This window comes from Kitasatospora sp. NPDC023118, assembly GCF_055560875.1.
On the sequence record NZ_JBVHHW010000002.1, the window covers coordinates 14,489 to 30,606 of the forward strand.

At 73.4% G+C, this 16,118-nt stretch carries 15 protein-coding genes and 1 pseudogene; 7 read left to right on the forward strand and 9 right to left on the reverse strand.

The window, feature by feature from the left end:
* Positions 1–4: 4 nt before the first annotated feature.
* Positions 5–1,672, reverse strand: a complete 1,668-nt coding sequence (hutU, locus tag ACZ3UD_RS02480; protein ID WP_465581435.1) for a urocanate hydratase — start codon at positions 1,670–1,672, stop codon at positions 5–7.
* Positions 1,673–1,863: 191 nt separating this feature from the next.
* On the opposite strand from hutU, the gene ACZ3UD_RS02485 reads away from it, so the two are divergent.
* Complete coding sequence (locus ACZ3UD_RS02485) at positions 1,864–2,436, forward strand: Uma2 family endonuclease (RefSeq protein WP_465581437.1); 573 nt, start codon at positions 1,864–1,866, stop codon at positions 2,434–2,436.
* A 1-nt stretch (position 2,437) separates the two neighbouring features.
* Here ACZ3UD_RS02485 and ACZ3UD_RS02490 read toward each other — a convergent pair whose 3' ends face one another.
* A complete protein-coding gene (locus ACZ3UD_RS02490; RefSeq protein WP_465581439.1) occupies positions 2,438–2,761 on the reverse strand; it encodes a hypothetical protein in 324 nt (107 codons plus the stop codon).
* 57 nt (positions 2,762–2,818) lie between these two features.
* The gene (locus ACZ3UD_RS02495; protein WP_465581441.1) at positions 2,819–3,688 is read right to left on the reverse strand and encodes a MurR/RpiR family transcriptional regulator; all 870 of its coding nucleotides are present in this window, start codon (positions 3,686–3,688) and stop codon (positions 2,819–2,821) included.
* Positions 3,689–3,916: 228 nt separating this feature from the next.
* Between ACZ3UD_RS02495 and ACZ3UD_RS02500 the strand changes: the two genes are divergently transcribed.
* A complete protein-coding gene (locus ACZ3UD_RS02500) occupies positions 3,917–4,345 on the forward strand; it encodes a hypothetical protein (protein ID WP_465581443.1) in 429 nt (142 codons plus the stop codon).
* Between the two features lie 28 nt (positions 4,346–4,373).
* Here the strand turns inward: ACZ3UD_RS02500 and hutH are convergent, their stop codons facing one another.
* Together hutH and ACZ3UD_RS02510 are read right to left on the reverse strand one after the other, a co-directional pair.
* The gene (gene hutH, locus ACZ3UD_RS02505; protein WP_465582047.1) at positions 4,374–5,951 is read right to left on the reverse strand and encodes a histidine ammonia-lyase; all 1,578 of its coding nucleotides are present in this window, start codon (positions 5,949–5,951) and stop codon (positions 4,374–4,376) included.
* 115 nt (positions 5,952–6,066) lie between these two features.
* Positions 6,067–7,233: a macrolide family glycosyltransferase gene (locus tag ACZ3UD_RS02510; protein ID WP_465582049.1), complete on the reverse strand. Its 1,167-nt coding sequence runs from the start codon at positions 7,231–7,233 to the stop codon at positions 6,067–6,069.
* Positions 7,234–7,356: 123 nt separating this feature from the next.
* Between ACZ3UD_RS02510 and ACZ3UD_RS02515 the strand changes: the two genes are divergently transcribed.
* Positions 7,357–7,977 (forward strand): TetR/AcrR family transcriptional regulator, encoded by a 621-nt coding sequence (locus ACZ3UD_RS02515; protein ID WP_465581445.1) that lies wholly within the window; start codon positions 7,357–7,359, stop codon positions 7,975–7,977.
* Here ACZ3UD_RS02515 and ACZ3UD_RS02520 read toward each other — a convergent pair.
* The 4 genes and pseudogenes from ACZ3UD_RS02520 to ACZ3UD_RS02535 all read right to left on the reverse strand — a co-directional run bounded on the left by ACZ3UD_RS02520 (position 7,955) and on the right by ACZ3UD_RS02535 (position 12,954).
* Complete coding sequence (locus ACZ3UD_RS02520; protein ID WP_465581447.1) at positions 7,955–8,329, reverse strand: hypothetical protein; 375 nt, start codon at positions 8,327–8,329, stop codon at positions 7,955–7,957. The two genes, ACZ3UD_RS02515 and ACZ3UD_RS02520, sit on opposite strands and share 23 nt — an antisense overlap.
* Before the next feature lie 885 nt (positions 8,330–9,214).
* Positions 9,215–10,372, reverse strand: a pseudogene (locus tag ACZ3UD_RS02525) (GGDEF domain-containing protein); the annotation flags it as partial.
* Between the two features lie 393 nt (positions 10,373–10,765).
* Positions 10,766–11,887: an adenylate/guanylate cyclase domain-containing protein gene (locus ACZ3UD_RS02530; protein ID WP_465581449.1), complete on the reverse strand. Its 1,122-nt coding sequence runs from the start codon at positions 11,885–11,887 to the stop codon at positions 10,766–10,768.
* Positions 11,888–12,060: 173 nt separating this feature from the next.
* Entirely contained in the window at positions 12,061–12,954 is an 894-nt protein-coding gene (locus ACZ3UD_RS02535) for a biotin--[acetyl-CoA-carboxylase] ligase (RefSeq protein ID WP_465581451.1), read from the reverse strand.
* Positions 12,955–13,177: 223 nt separating this feature from the next.
* Between ACZ3UD_RS02535 and ACZ3UD_RS02540 the strand changes: the two genes are divergently transcribed.
* The 4 genes from ACZ3UD_RS02540 (at position 13,178) to ACZ3UD_RS02555 (ending at position 16,115) form a co-directional block, all read left to right on the forward strand.
* Positions 13,178–14,767 carry an acyl-CoA carboxylase subunit beta gene (locus tag ACZ3UD_RS02540; RefSeq protein ID WP_465581453.1) on the forward strand — a complete coding sequence of 530 codons (1,590 nt, stop codon included), beginning with the start codon at positions 13,178–13,180 and terminating at the stop codon, positions 14,765–14,767.
* Between the two features lie 29 nt (positions 14,768–14,796).
* Entirely contained in the window at positions 14,797–15,018 is a 222-nt protein-coding gene (locus tag ACZ3UD_RS02545) for an acyl-CoA carboxylase subunit epsilon (protein ID WP_387616863.1), read from the forward strand.
* Between the two features lie 309 nt (positions 15,019–15,327).
* Complete coding sequence (mmpB, locus tag ACZ3UD_RS02550) at positions 15,328–15,468, forward strand: morphogenic membrane protein MmpB (RefSeq protein WP_380610560.1); 141 nt, start codon at positions 15,328–15,330, stop codon at positions 15,466–15,468.
* Positions 15,469–15,515: 47 nt separating this feature from the next.
* Positions 15,516–16,115 (forward strand): nucleoside triphosphate pyrophosphatase, encoded by a 600-nt coding sequence (locus ACZ3UD_RS02555; RefSeq protein WP_465581456.1) that lies wholly within the window; start codon positions 15,516–15,518, stop codon positions 16,113–16,115.
* Positions 16,116–16,118: the final 3 nt, after the last annotated feature.

Below are 16,118 nucleotides of genomic sequence, written 5' to 3' on the forward strand. Positions count from 1 at the left end.
GAGGTCACAGCTCGCCCATCGGGACGCGGACCCCGCGCTCGGCGGCGACCTCGGTGGCCCGGTCGTAGCCGGCGTCCACGTGCCGGATGACGCCCATGCCCGGGTCGTTGGTGAGCACCCGGCGGATCTTCTCCCCGGCCAGCGCGGTGCCGTCGGCGACGGTGACCTGGCCGGCGTGGATCGAGCGGCCGATGCCGACGCCGCCGCCGTGGTGGATGGACACCCAGGAGGCGCCGGAGGCCACGTTGACCATGGCGTTGAGCAGCGGCCAGTCGGCGATCGCGTCCGAGCCGTCCAGCATCGCCTCGGTCTCCCGGTACGGGGAGGCCACCGAGCCGCAGTCCAGGTGGTCGCGGCCGATCACGATCGGGGCGGACAGCTCACCGGAGGCGACCATGTCGTTGAAGCGCTCGCCGGCCTTGTCGCGCTCGCCGTAGCCGAGCCAGCAGATGCGCGCGGGCAGGCCCTGGAAGTGCACCTTCTCCTGGGCCATCTTGATCCAGCGGGCCAGCGACTCGTTCTCCGGGAAGAGGTCGAGGACGGCCTTGTCGGTCTTGTGGATGTCCTGCGGGTCGCCGGACAGCGCCGCCCAGCGGAACGGGCCCTTGCCCTCGCAGAACAGCGGGCGGATGTACGCCGGGACGAAGCCGGGGAAGGCGAAGGCGCGGTCGTAGCCGGCCAGCTGGGCCTCGCCGCGGATCGAGTTGCCGTAGTCGAAGACCTCGGCGCCGCGGTCCAGGAAGCCGACCATCGCCTCGACGTGCCTGGCCATCGACTCGCGCGAGCGCTGGGTGAACTCGGCGGGCTTGGCGGCCGCGTAGTCGGCCATGTCCTCGAAGGCGACGCCGAGGGGCAGGTAGCTGAGCGGGTCGTGGGCGCTGGTCTGGTCGGTGACGATGTCGATCGGCGCGTCCATCGCGAGCAGCTGCGGGACCAGCTCGGCGGCGTTGCCCAGCACGCCGATGGAGAGCGGCTGCCGCTTGTCGCGGGCGGCGGTGGCGAGCTCCAGGGCGTGGGAGAGGTCCTTGGCCTCGACGTCCAGGTAGCGGTGCTCGATCCGGCGGGAGATGCGGGACGGGTCGCAGTCGATGCAGATCGCCACGCCGCCGTTCATGGTGACGGCCAGCGGCTGGGCGCCGCCCATCCCGCCGAGGCCGGCGGTGAGGGTGATGGTGCCCTCCAGCGTGCCGTTGAAGCGCTTGTTGGCGACGGCGGCGAAGGTCTCGTAGGTGCCCTGGAGGATGCCCTGGGTGCCGATGTAGATCCAGGAGCCGGCGGTCATCTGGCCGTACATGGTGAGCCCGAGGCTCTCCAGGCGGCGGAACTCCTCCCAGTTGGCCCAGTCGCCGACCAGGTTGGAGTTGGCGATGAGCACGCGCGGCGCCCACTCGTGGGTCTGCATCACGCCGACCGGCCGGCCGGACTGGACCAGCATGGTCTCGTCCTGCTTCAGCCCCTGCAGCGTCTTCACCATCGCGTCGAAGGAGCGCCAGTCACGGGCGGCCTTGCCGGTGCCGCCGTAGACCACCAGCTTCGACGGGTGCTCGGCCACCTCGGGGTCGAGGTTGTTCATCAGCATCCGCAGGGCGGCCTCCTGCTGCCACCCCTGCGTCGTGAGTCCCGTCCCGCGCGCCGCACGCACCTCTCGCGGTCCGCTCGTCTGCTGCACCATGTCCCGGCCTCCCTGCGGATGGATTCATTCAAGCTCGGTCCGGCTGAATATATCTAAACAGCCAGCTTTCGACCAGACCCTGAAACCGATCGAGCCAATCCGATCAGCCACGCCGCGAAGCGGGTTCGCGCGCTAGCCTGAACCCGGCGAACACCAGCCACTCGGCCCAGCGCCAGGGAACGGAGGACAGGATGACGGCCATCGGCGTGCGGCCCGGCAGACTCCGGGATGTGGCGGAGGAGATCGAGCGGAGCACCGGCCTCCGTGTCCAGATCATCGGAGGAACCCTGGTGATGTCCCCGACCCCTCGCGGCAAGCACGCGGGGACCGTCAAGCGCCTGTCCCGCCAGCTCGACGCCGGGCTCCCGGTCAGCCTCGGCGCCTACGAGGTCTCGTCGATCAACATGCCGGACAACGCGGAGGACTACGCGACGCCAGATCTGGTCGTCCTGCCGTCCGACTGGGAGGACGACGACAACTGCCTGGCCGACCCGCACGATGTCGAGCTCGCCGTGGAGGTCATCTCCACCTCTGAGCGAGTCAGCTTCATTGCGGCCAAGACCAACTGGTACGCGATCGCAGGCGTGCCAGTCCTCCTCGCGGTCGACCCCCGCGAGGGCGCCTGGACACTCCACACCCACCCCCGCGACGGCGAGTACCAGGGCGTCCTGCACGGCAAGTACGGCGAGCCCGTCCCGCTGCCCTCGCCGCTGCCCGCCGAGCTGGACACCTCCGGTCTCCCCCTGTACGCCTCCCACCGCTGACTCACGCCGCAGCGTCACCGCCGTCCCAGTCGATGCCGATCTCGGCCAGCCAGCGGCGGTCGGCGGCATCAGGGGCGGGCGGGGACGGCGGGCGGGGGATGTTCTGGACGGGCCCGAGGCCGTACCTCTCGGCGGCCTCGGCGGCACGGGCGTCGGGTTCGATGACGCCGACGTGCACGGCGGACTCGTCGCCCGGGTCGAGGACGGTCAGTTCGGGATCGGGCAGGCGCCGCAGGGTGACGCGGCGTCCGCAGGTGGGGCAGGACCATTCGTCAGCACCCGAGGCCAGGCGGGCGACGAACTTCATCTCGTGGATCACGCGCATGGGCGGCACCCCCTGCAGTAGGGGATGCCCGGGTTCGTGCCGAGTACTCCCCAGGCACTATTCCAGGAACAGACCCCGGGCCGCCGCCGACTGCTCGATCGCCTCCAACCGCGCCTCGGCGCCCGGGAGTTCGTCGCACATGGTCTGCAGCAGCACCCGGCCGAGCATCATCGGCGCGCAGGCGGTGTCGAAGACCAGCCCGGTCCCGACGGCCGCCGGCAGCATCAGGTCGGAGAGCTTGGCGACCGGCGAGAAGGCGCTGTCGGCCACGGTGAGCACGGTCAGTCCGCACTCGCGGGCCACCGCCAGCGCGTCCATCAACTCCCGCGGGTAGCGCGGCAACGCGAAGCAGAGCAGCGCGGTGGCACCCGCCGCCGCGGCCTGTTCCAGCCGGTCGGCGAGCATGCTGCCGCCCTCGTCCAGCAGCCGGATGTCCGGGTGCACCTTGGACGCGAAGTACGCGAAGCCGCGCGCCTGCGCGGAGGCGGCCCGCAGGCCGAGCACCGGCAGCGGACGGGAGGCGGCGAGCAGCCGGGCGGCCCGGGTGATCGGCTCGGGGTCGGCGAGCAGTTCGGCGAGGTGGCGCAGGTGCTCGATCTCGGCGAGCACGGCCTGCTGGTGCTCGTTGCGCACCGCGTCGGCCGGGGTCTCCGGCGCGGCCGGCTCGCCCGCGCCGAGTTCGCGAAGCTGCTTGCGCAGTGCCGGGTAGCCGTCGTACCCGAGCGCGACCGCGAAGCGGGTGACTGAGGGCTGGCTGACCCCGGCGAGCTCGGCCACCTCGACGCTGGACAGGAACGGCGCCTCGGTGGCGTGCCGGACCAGCGAGTGCGCGATCCGCCGCTGGGTGGGCGTCAGCCGGTGCCCTTCGAACAGCTGCAGCAGGCGGGCGGAGGCGCCGACGGTGCCGGCCTCGTCGGTGGCGGTCATAGCGGTACCTCCGGATGCGAGCGGTTCGGACGACGACTGTGCAGCAGCGCGGCGCGCCTGGCAAAGCCGTCTCGTACGACGGAACGTCCCTTGAGACGTCCCGGAGTTCGGACAGCGGTCCCGCCCGGACCGGCGGGGTTCGGGGTAACCCTGATTTCCCCCTGAGCGCGCCCGGATTCCCCCCGCGAACGGATGGACCGGGCTCTGCGGCGGCCCCAGGCTAAGGGCATGGACACTCGCCAGGACGACCTGCGGCGCGACCTCGACGCCACCCTGCAGGCCCGCAAGGAACTCGGCAAGGAGTACGAGGACGAACTCGTCGACTCCTTCATGAAGCGCCTCGACGCCCGCCTGGACGCCCGGGTCGACCGCTCGGTCGCCGAGCGGATGGACGACTACGCACCCTCCTACCGGGACCGCGACCGCAGTCGGGACCGGGACCGCCGCGGCTGGGCCCCCGGCCGGTCCGGCAACCGCCTGGCGGTGGTCTCGCTGGCCTTGGGCATCCCGCTGACCGCGATCGCGAGCAGCCCCGAAAGCGGCGGCTTCGCCGGTCTGCTGGCCTGCTGGGCGGGCATCGTCGGGGTCAACTTCGCCGCCGCGCTGGGCAACCGCCGCGACCGCGCCGACCGCCGGCCGCGGGGCGACTGGGACTGAGCCCCAGCCGCCCCGCAACGCGCCCATCTCAGGCCAGCGGCCCGGTGACCCGCTCCACCGCGCGCAGCAGGTCACCGGAGGCGACGAACGCCGCGGCGGCCTCCAGGTCCGGCGAGAGGAAGCGGTCCCGACCGGCGCCGCCGACCCCCGCCTCACGGGCGGCGGCCAGCGCGGCCGCGGTGGCCGGGGCCAGTCGGCCGCCCGAGTCGGCCTGCTGACGGATCTCCAGCGCGCGGGCCGCGGCGGTCAGTTCGACGGCCAGGATCCGGCCGAGGTTCTCCACCGCCTGGCGCAGCTTGCGGGCCGCCGACCAGCCCATCGACACGTGGTCCTCCTGCATCGCGGAGGACGGGATCGAGTCGACCGAGGCCGGGACGGCGAGCCGCTTGTTCTCGCTGACCAGCGCCGCCTGGGTGTACTGGGCGATCATCAGGCCGGAGTCCACGCCCGGGTCGTCGGCCAGGAAGGCCGGCAGGCCGTGCGAGCGGGCCTTGTCGAGCAGCCGGTCGGTGCGGCGCTCGGAGATCGAGCCGAGGTCGGCGGCCGCGATGGCGAGGAAGTCCAGCACGTAGGCGACCGGCGCGCCGTGGAAGTTGCCGTTGGACTCCACCCGGCCGTCCGGCAGCACCACCGGGTTGTCCACCGAGGCGGCCAGCTCGCGCGAGGCGACCAGCTGGGCGTGCGCCAGGGTGTCCCGGCCGGCCCCGGCCACCTGCGGGGCGCAGCGGATCGAGTAGGCGTCCTGGACCCGCGGCGCGTCGTCCTGGTGGTGGCCGGTGAGGCCGGAGTCCTTGAGCACGGCCAGCATGTTGGCGGCGCTGAGCGCCTGGCCGGGGTGCGGGCGGATCGGGGCGTGCAGCTCGGGGGCGAGCACCTTGTCGGTGCCGAGCAGCGCCTCCAGGCTCATCGCGGCGGTGATGTCGGCGGTGGTGAACAGGCGGCTGAGGTCGGCGATGGCCATCACCAGCATGCCGAGCATGCCGTCGGTGCCGTTGATGAGGGCCAGGCCCTCCTTCTCCAGCAGCTCGACCGGCTCGATGCCGGCGGCGGCGAGCAGCTCGGCGACGGGCTTCTCCTGCCCGTCCGGGCCGGTGGCGGTGCCTTCGCCCATCAGCACCAGCGCGCAGTGCGACAGCGGCGCGAGGTCGCCGGAGCAGCCGAGCGAGCCGAACTCGCGGACCACCGGGGTGATGCCCGCGTTGAGCAGGGCGGCCATGGTCCGCGCGACCAGCGGCCGGACGCCGGTGCGGCCGGAGGCCAGCGTCTTCATCCGCAGGAACATCAGCGCGCGGACCACCTCGCGCTCGACCGCCGGGCCCATGCCGGCCGCGTGCGAGCGCACCAGCGAGCGCTGCAGCTGGGCGCGCAGCTCGGGGCTGATGTGCCGGACGGCGAGCGCGCCGAAGCCGGTCGACACGCCGTAGACGGGGCGCGGCTCGGCCGCGAGGGCGTCGATCCGCGCTCGGGCGGCCGCCATCTCGGCGAGCGCGTCGGGACCGATCTCGACCCGGGCATTGCCCCGGGCGACGGCCAGCACGTCCTCCGCACTGACGTCGGCCTTGCCGACCTGGACCAGCGGAGCGTCGGGGGCCACAGCACTGTGCATATCCATATACACAATCACAGCAGGTGAATGAAGATATGACAACAGCTGCTCACCATCCGGATTCTCCGACGCCCCGATCCGCGCCGCACCCCGGGGGTCCGCGCCAACCCTTCAGCTAACCCTTCAGCTCGGCCTCGATCAGGTCAACAGCCCGCCGAGTGCCGCCCTCGGCGCGGCCGGCGGCGGACAGCGTCGTCAGCCGTTCGGCCACCGCCGGGTCGCCGACCAGCTGCAGCAGCGCGGCGCGCAGCGCCTCCGCGGTGGCCTGCTCGGTGTCCAGCCGGCGGGCGACGCCGAGGCGCACCAGGGCGTCCGCGTTGGCGAACTGGTCGGCGGCCTGCGGTACCGCGATCATCGGCACGGCGTGGAACAGCCCCTCGCTGGAGCCGCCCATGCCCGCGTGGGTGACGAAGGCGTCCGCCTGGGAGAGCACCGACAGCTGCGGCACCCAGCGGTGCACCTCGACGGTGTCCGGCACCTCGCCGAGCTCGGCCAGGTCGGTGTGCTTGCCGATCTGGAGCACGACGCGCCAGCCCGGCAGGTCCCCGAAGGCCTCGACGCAGGCCCGGTAGAAGGCGGGCTGGTGGGTGAAGGCCGAGCCCAGCGAGACCAGCAGCACCTTCTCGGCGTCCGCCGGGCGCTCCCACCGCCCCTGGTGGGAGCGGTCGCCGAAGCAGGGTCCGACGAAGCTGAAGCGCCGCTCGTCGACCCGGTCCGCGTGGGGCTGGAGCGCGCGCGGGACGAGCGCGATGCACCGGTCGGGCCGGTTCTTGAAGGCCTCCACGTCGCGCTCCACCGCGCCGGCCTCGGCCAGCCAGTCGGCGAACCGGCGGTAGTGCTCGGGGCCGCCGGGGCCGTTGCGGATCGCCTCGAAGACCGCGGCCATCTCCTCCTCGATGTCGTCCCAGCCGACGAAGCTGGAGGACAGCTGCACCACCGGCACGCCCAGCCGTTCGCCGAGCGCCCGTCCGGCGAAGCCCGCGATGTCGTAGAGCACCAGGTCGGGGCGGTCGCCCTCGAAGGCCTCCAGCAGAGCGGACCACATCGACAGCGTGTCGTCCAGGAACACGTCCTGGATCGCCACCGGGTCCTCCGGCCAGCCGACGGGGTCGTCGGCGAGCGGCAGCCTGGACGGGTACGGGACGAAGGCCGCGCCGGTGGACTCGACGATCTCGCGGAAGGAGGGGTCGTTGACGTAGCTGACCCGGTGGCCCCGGGCGACCAGCTCGGTGATCACGGCGAGGCTGGGGTTGACGTGCCCATGGGCCGGAACGGAGACCATCAGGATGTGTGCGGGGCGGTTCACGGGCACCTCCGGGGGTAGCGATCGAGACGAGACGTACCGTCTCGCAATGTCTGAGAAGACAATACGTCTCGTCTCGCCGTTGCGCATAGAATTTTTCCCATGGCTTCCAGAACCGCCCCCGACCCCGCCCGCCGCAGCGAGCGCGCACGCGCCGCCGTCCTCGCCGCCGCCACCGAACTCGTCGCCGAAGTCGGCTACAGCAAGCTGACCATCGAGGCGATCGCCGCCCGGGCCGGCGTCGGCAAGCAGACCATCTACCGGTGGTGGCCCTCGAAGGGTGCCGTCGTCTTCGACGCCTTCCTCGCCGTCAACGAGCACGAGGGCGGCCTCGCGCTCCCCGACACCGGCGACCTCGCCGCCGATCTGCGGGCCGTCCTGCGCCCCACCAGCGACGAGCTCACCGACCCGGGCGCCGACCGCACCTACCGCGCCATCATCGCCGAGATCCTCAACGACCCCGCGCTGCACGCCGAGTACCGCACCCGCCTGCTGGACCCGCTGCTGGAGATCACCCGCGACCGCCTCCGCACCGCCCGCGAGGCCGGCCAGCTCGCCCCCGACGCCGACCTCGACCTGGCCGTCGAACTGGTCTACGGCCCGCTCTACTACCGCTGGCAGTACCGGCTCGGCCCGCTCACCCACGAGCACGCCGACCGCCTGGTCGACGCCGCCCTACGGGCCCTCAACCCGCCTGCCGCTAACGGCCGTTCCGACGTCTGACCGCGTACACCAGCAGCACGACGACCAGCAGGACCACCAGCGCCGCGACGGCGAGCCAGCCGAACACCGCGTCCAGCGCCCGCCCGACGACGCTGCGGCGGACCTTCCGGGTACGCCGCGACGCGGCATGGTCCGTGATCCGGTGCGCCCGCAGGCCCACCCGCAGCTGCGGCGCCCGCTCAGGGGCCGTCCGTACGGGTGTGGCCCGGACCGGCGTCGGACCCGCCTGTGCCGGGACCGCCGGTACGGCCACCGACGCCGCCGACGCCGCCGACGCCGGGGCGGCCGTCGCCACCCCGCCCCCGAGCACCAGCACCCCGGCCACCGCCGCGCCCACCAGCCGTCCGCCCACCGCCGACCCCCGCTCCCCGGTCCACTCCCGCCACCATCCCACCGCCCCGCCCACCCGCGGCAGCCCCCGCCCCAACCGCGACCCACCCGCGACACCCCGGTCACCGAACCGGCACAAAGCGGCGCCGACCCGCCGCCGGACGGGGCACCGGCAGGCAACGCCCAGCCGCCAAGGGGCGGCCGGCGCCCGCGGATTACGCCCTACGGTACGGGCGAGTCGCGGATCAACTCAGCGGCAGCGTCGCATCGTCGGCGAAGAACTCCACCAGCCGGCCCCCGGCCGCATTCCGCCCACCTCCCGCGGCCACCCCCCGGCCCCTCACATCGCCGGCGGCGAAGCCGCCCCCGCCAACGCCACCGCCACCAGTGCCCGCATCGCGCAGGCGACCTGCCCCAACGGCAGCGTCGCGTCGTCGGCGAAGAGCTCCACCAGCCAGCCCCCGGCCGCATTCTGCCCACCGGCCGCGACCATCCCCCGGTAACCGGAGACGACCAGCATGGCCTCCTCCGCCGGGTCGTTCCCCGCCGCGCCCGCGCGGAGCGCGAAGGCGCCGCCCCGGACGGCGCGGCGGGTCATCGGGTAGTGGCGGAGGTCGAAGACGGCGTCCGGGGCCTCGATCTGGGCGCGCTGGGTCTCGGCGCGGGTGCTGCTGGGCCCGCTGGTCATCCGGTAGACGGCGTGCTGGGAGGTGCGCATCAGCTGGGAGCCGGGCGAGACATAGGAGACCCACCAGCCGACCGCGTCGAGCAGCCGGGCAGAGGTCTCGGCGACCACGACCAGCTTGGCGAGGGTGTCGGCCGGGTGGACGGCCCGGGCGGCCGCGGCCTGGTCGAGGGCGGCGAGGACGGCGGTGAGCAGCTGCCCGGGGTCGGCGCTGTGGGCGGCGCCGCGGAAGCGCCGCCGGTCCGCCGCACCGGCCCGCCCGCCGGGGCCGCGGCGGCCGTCGGCGCGGTGGTGCGGGTCGGCGGCGTCGGCGAGCAGCACGGTGGGGTCGGGCGAGAAGCCGGGGCCGTGGCTGCGGCCGGCGACGACGGGGTGGGCGGCGCGCGCGGCCTTGGCCCGGTACTGGGCGGCGTCGGCGAGCCGGAAGAGCCGGTCGGGGGTGGTGACCGGCCCGATGGAGTCCCCGGTGGAGGCGACGCCGCAGGCGACCCCCTCGCCCTCGGACAGCGCGAGTGCCCGCGCGCACAGCTCCTCGGCGACGGCGACCACCTCGTCGGCCTTCTGCCCCTCCGCCAGCAGGCAGAACTCGTCCCCGCCGAGCCGGGCGGCGAGGCTGCCGGGCAGCTTGGCGGCGGCCAGCGACAGCTGGTGGGCGAAGCGTTCCAGCAGCCGGTCGCCCATCTCGTGGCCGAGCTGGTCGTTGACCCGTTTCAGCCCGTTGACGTCGCAGACCACCAGCGAGACCACGGTGTTGTCCCGGTTGTGCGCCTCCAGCGCGCTCTCCAGCCGGGCGTCGACGGCCCGCCGGTTGGCCAGGCCGGTGAGCGGGTCGGAGAAGGCGAGCTTACGCAGGTCGGCGAGGCGCTCGGTCTGGGCGAGTCCGGCCGAGACCTGGGCGGCGAGCAGGGTCGCGTAGTCGGCGTCGGCCTGGGTGAACTCGGGCGTCCCGGTCGACCGGGCGAGGTAGAGCTCGCCCCAGGCCTGCCCGTGCAGCACGATCGGCGCGACCACGCAGCAGGCCCGCCCGCGCCGGCGCAGCGCCGCGGCGCGTTCCTGGCAGTACGCGCTGGCGGCCGGGTGCGTATGTCCGGCGTGCGGTTCGGCGTTCTCGGCGGTCTGCAGCCAGGCGCGGGGCAGGCGGCCGGTGGTCCAGCGTTCCTCCAGGTAGGTCACGATCTCCGGGAAGTCCGCGACCGGGTACGACTCGTCCTCCGGCAGCTCCTCCTCGCCGGGGGCGAGCGACCCGTGGTTGACCAGGACCCGCAGCCGGCCGGACTCGCGGTCCCACACGGAGACGGCGGCCATGGTGGCGCCGAGCGCCTCGGTGGCCCGGGCGGCGGCGGCCCGGACGGCCTCCAGCGGGGTGAGCGCGCCGGCCATGTCCTGGGCGAGTTCGACCACCGACTGCAGCCGCAGGTCGGGCAGCGGGTCGGGGTGGCGCGGGCCATCGCAGTCGCAGCCGCGGTCCGTCATGATCGCCTCACTGCTCACCGGCTCGCCTCGCTCCCTGTGCTCGGTCCTGCCAGACCCCCGAAGCCGATCGCACCCGTCCGGCCGCTTGCACCAAGACTATGGCGATTTCGTTCGGTTATGCCCCGTTTGCCCGGATGGACCCGCAGCGGACCGTACGGCTTTCAACCGTTCGGCCACTCGGAGACCCCTCCCCGGACTCGGGTACCCCTCGGAGACCCCCGAAGCCCCTCCCCGACTCGCCCCCCGAAGAAGGCCCCGAAGAAGGCCCCCGGAGGAGCTCCCGGAGGAGGCACCCGCCCGCTACTCCGGCCTCAGCCGCCGCGACAGCAGCCACGGTTCGACCAGCCCCAGCCCCCGCACCGGCCGCCGCCACATCGGCTGCAGGTGGAACCGGGCCCCCGCGTCCGGGCCCGGCACCGGCAGCCCGGAGGCGGGCATCCCGGCGGCCACCGACAGCGCCTCCGCCAGGCCCGGCCCCTCCGAGTCGGCCGGGGCGACGCTGCCGTTCTGCTCCAGCGCGGCGGCGAACTGCCCGTCGATCAGCACCGCGTCCTTGGGCGCGATCGAGGTGAGCCGGCTGGCCAGGTTCACCGTGGTGCCGAAGACGTCGCCCATCCGCTGGGTGACCGTCCCGAAGGCCATGCCGACCCGTAGCGCCGGGATGGTTTCGTCCTCGGCCAGCGCCTCGATCAGGCTCAGCGCGATCTCGGCGGCGGTCGCCGGGTCCTCCGAGACGTAGAGGATCTCGTCGCCGAGGGTCTTGATCACCCGGCCGCCCTGCCCGGCGATCAGGTCGGAGCAGGTGTTCTCGAAGGTCTCGACCAGCTCGCCGAGTTCCTCCTCCTCCAGCCGTCGCGACAGCCGGGTGAAGCCGACCAGGTCCGCGAAGCCGACCGCGAGCCGACCGCTGGTGATCTCGTTGTCCTCGGCGGCCTGCACCACCCGGCCGGTGACGGCGGCCAGCTGACGCCGCCAGACGTACACCAGGAACTGCTCCAGTTCCGGCAGCAACAGCTCGACCAGCGGGTACGCGACGTCGGCGCGGGTCAGCCCCGGCTCGGCGGACTGGGTGAGGTTCTCCAGGAAGGTGTCCATCTGCCAGCCGGCCAGCCGGGCCGTGGTCTGGCCGGTGGAACGGGCCACCTGGATCGCCATCGACTCGCTGAGCAGCCCGGACTCGACCAGGCCGGCGAGGCGCCGCAGCGCGATCACGTCGCCGTCGGTGAGCGCCCGGGACTGGCCGATGTCGGGGAAGCCCATGGCCCGCCAGAACCGGGTGGCCAGCTCCATCGGGACGTCGGCGGCGCGCGCGGCCTGGTACGGGGTGTAGCGGCGTGGCGCGTCCAGGATCAGGCGTTCCAGTTCGAGCGCGACCGTGGGGTCGTGGTTGCCCGCCGTCCCGCCGCTGCCGTCCTCTGCCACCGGTCCGTCCCCGTGCGGTTGCCGCACTTGCCTCGTTTCCTACCTGTCCGGGCGCGCCGCCCGCCACCCGGGCGGGCAGTGGCGCGCCTCACACCTCTGCCAGGTGGAATGTTCGCACGGAATCCCGTGATCCGGGGCATCCGCCCGAGTCAAGGGGAAGTGAAGACTGCCGTTCAGGGGGCTTCGGGGCGGACGTGCACCACGTCCCCCGCGCCGACCGCCCGGCGCGCGCCGTCGGCGGTACGGACCACCAGGCGGCCGTCCCCGTCGATCGCCACCGCCTCGCCGACCAGCTCGCGGTCGCCCGGCAGGTGCACCTTCACCCGGCGGCCCAGGGTGGTACAGCGGTCCACGTACGCGCGCATCAGGTCGCTCGCGTGCGGGTCCCCGGCCGCGGTCGTCCACTCGCCGTACAGCTCGGCGAACTCGCGCAGCAGGGCGCGCAGCAGGACGGAGCGGTCGGTGGTCCCGGCGCCCGCCAGGGCGAGCGAGGCGGCGGTGGGGACGGGCAGCTCCTCCGCGCGCAGCGAGACGTTCAGCCCCATCCCGGCCACCACCGCGCCGCCGCTGAGCTCGGTGAGGATGCCGCCGAGCTTGCGCTCCGCGCCGTCGATCTCCACCTGCAGGTCATTGGGCCACTTCAGCCCGGTCTCGACCCCGGCCACCCGGCCGAGCGTGCTGGCGGCGGCCACCCCGACCAGGATCGGCAGCCAGCCGTACCGCTCGACCGGTACCTCCTCGGGGCGCAGCAGGAAGGACAGGAACAGCCCGGAGCGGGCCGGGGCGCTCCACTGCCGGTCCAGCCGCCCGCGCGCGGCGCTCTGCGCCTCGGCGACCAGCACCGCGCCCTGCGGGGCACCGGCCCGGGCCCGCTCGGCGAGGTCGGTGTTGGTGGAGCCGGTCTCGGCGACGACGTCCAGCGAGGTCCAGAGCCCGCCCGGGACGACCAGGTCCCGGCGCAGCGCCTCCTCGTCCAGCGGCGGCCGGTCCAGGTCGGTCCAGGGGGACGGTCCGGTACGGCCGAAGCCGCGCAGTCCGCTGCGGTGGGGAGTGTCGGGTGCGGTCATGGGCAGCAGACTAGAGGCGTAGTCCGCCCCATCGTCCCGCATAACGCTCGTTAACACACTGTGTCGATGGCCATAACGCCAGGACATGACGCACAGCCCTACGCGCTGGCTACGCTACCCAACGGTAGTTCGCAGCGCCGCCCTGCCCTCGTGCGCGAGCCCCCGACTCCGGCCCGCGCGCAATCGAACAGGCCGCGGCCCATGATCAGGGAGAGCCACCCGGATGACCGAGGCGCCGTACGACCCCCACACCACCGCCGGCAAGCTCGCCGACCTGCGGCGCAGGCTGGACGAGGCGGTGCACTCCGGCTCGTCCAAGGCCGTGGAGAAGCAGCACGCCAAGGGCAAACTGACCGCCCGCGAGCGGGTCGTGGAGCTGCTGGACGAGGACTCCTTCGTCGAGTTCGACGAGTTCGCCCGGCACCGCTCGACCAACTTCGGCCAGGAGAAGAACCGCCCGTACGGCGACGGCGTGGTGACCGGCTACGGCACCGTCGACGGCCGCCAGGTCGCGGTCTTCGCCCAGGACTTCACCGTCTTCGGCGGTTCGCTCGGCGAGGTCTTCGGCGAGAAGATCGTCAAGGTGATGGACTTCGCGCTGAAGACCGGCTGCCCGGTCATCGGCATCAACGACTCCGGCGGCGCCCGGATCCAGGAGGGCGTGGTCTCGCTCGGCCTGTACGGCGAGATCTTCCGCCGCAACGTGCACGCCTCGGGCGTCATCCCGCAGATCTCGCTGATCATGGGCCCCTGCGCCGGCGGCGCGGTCTACTCCCCCGCGATCACCGACTTCGTGGTGATGGCCGACCAGACCTCGCACATGTTCATCACCGGCCCGGACGTGATCAAGACCGTGACCGGCGAGGACGTCGGCATGGAGGAGCTGGGCGGCGCCCGCACCCACAACACCAAGTCCGGCAACGCGCACTACCTGGCCACGGACGAGAAGGAGGCGGTCGAGTACGTCAAGAGCCTGCTCTCGTACCTGCCCTCCAACAACCTGAGCGACCCGCCGTCCTACCCCGAGCAGGCCGACCTGTCGGTCACTGCCGAGGACCTCGAACTCGACACGATCGTGCCGGACTCGGCGAACCAGCCGTACGACATGCACAAGGTGATCGAGCACATCGTCGACGACGGCGAGTTCCTGGAGACCCAGCCGCTGTACGCGGGCAACATCATCACCGGCTTCGGCCGGGTCGAGGGCCACGCGGTCGGCATCGTCGGCAACCAGCCGATAGACCTGGCCGGCTGCCTGGACATCAACGCCAGCGAGAAGGCCGCGCGCTTCATCCGCACCTGCGACTCGTTCAACATCCCGGTGCTGACCTTCGTCGACGTGCCCGGCTTCCTGCCCGGCACCGAGCAGGAGTGGGACGGCATCATCCGCCGCGGCGCCAAGCTGATCTACGCCTACGCCGAGGCCACCGTCCCGCTGATCACCGTGATCACCCGAAAGGCCTTCGGCGGCGCGTACGACGTCATGGGCTCCAAGCACCTGGGCGCCGACCTCAACCTGGCCTGGCCGACCGCGCAGATCGCGGTGATGGGCGCGCAAGGCGCGGTCAACATCCTGCACCGCCGGGAGATCGCCGAGGCCGAGGCGGCCGGCACCGTCGAGGAGACGCGGGCCGAGCTGATCGCCTCGTACGAGGACACCCTGCTGAACCCGTACCTGGCCGCCGAGCGCGGCTACGTCGACGCGGTGATCGCCCCGAGCGAGACCCGCCGGCACATCGTCCGGGGTCTGCGGGCCCTGCGCGGCAAGCGCGAGGTGCTGCCGCCCAAGAAGCACGGCAACATCCCCCTGTAGGCCCCATCCCTGTCGGGAGAGAACAAGCCATGTCCCCGATCCACGTGCTGCACGGGCAGCCGACCCCCGAGGAGCTCGCCACCGTCCTGGCGGTGGTCCAGGCCCGGGCCGCCGCCGCGCAGGCCGCCGCCGAGGCGGCGCGCCAGGCCGGCGTCGGCCCGGCCTCCCCCTGGAACGACCGCTCCCGCCTGCTCCGCCCCGCCGTCCACCCGGGCGTCAACGCCTGGCGGACGTCGGGCTGGGCGCACTGAGTTGACGCGCCCGGCGCAGGAAGTCGGGCCCGTCCGACTTCCTGCGCCGCTATTCGCCCGCTCGCCTCCGGGGCTGTTATTCGCCCGCTCGCCTCCGGGGCGCTCTGACCCGGCGCCGACGGTCGGCGCTCCGGCGCTCGTACCTCGCTGGTCGCTTCTCCGTTTCGGCACCGGCGCGCCCCTTCGGCTCGGGGCGGGCGCCCGCCATGCCGTATCGGCCGCCCGCGTTCCCGTCCAGCCGCCCGCGTCGCCCGAAACCTGAGTACGGATACTCAGGCGCCCGTCCCCCGCGCGGCGCACTCTGGACGGGTGCTCTGGTCAGACCCCCGCGATGAGCCCTCGCCCGAGGCCCGCCGCATGCAGGAACGGATGCAGCGGGCCGGCAAGGTGCTCGCCGCCCTGGTGCTGGTGGGCGCCGTCCTGATCATGATCGCCCGGTCGTTCACCTGAGCCGTTCACCCGAACGGCGGACACCGGCACCCCCTACCCTGGTGGGCATGACCGACCAGCGCCCCCTCGTCCTCGCCTCCGCCTCCCCCGCCCGCCTCGGGCTGCTGCGCCAGGCGGGGCTCGACCCGCGCGTGGTGGTCAGCGGCGTCGACGAGGACGCGATCAGTGCCGCCTCCCCCGCCGAGCTCGCCCTCGTCCTGGCCGAGGCCAAGGCGAAGGCCGTCGCCGCCGAACTGACCGGCGGCGAGCTGGTGATCGGCTGCGACTCCGTCCTGGAGCTGGACGGCAAGGCCCTCGGCAAGCCCGCCGACGCCGCCGAGGCGCTGGCCCGCTGGCAGTCGATGCGCGGCCGCGCCGGCGTGCTGCGCACCGGCCACTGCGTGATCGACACCGTGACCGGCCGGCAGTCCTCGGCGACCGCCTCCACCACCGTCCGCTTCGGCACCCCGGACGACGAGGAGATCGCCGCCTACGTGGCCTCCGGCGAACCGCTGCACGTGGCCGGGGCGTTCACCCTGGACGGCCGCTCGGCGCCGTTCATCGACGGCATCGACGGCGACCCGGGCAACGTCATCGGCCTGTCCCTGCCGCTGCTGCGCCGGCTCCTCGCCGACCTGGACGTCCGGCTGGTCGATCTCTGGGCCTGACGG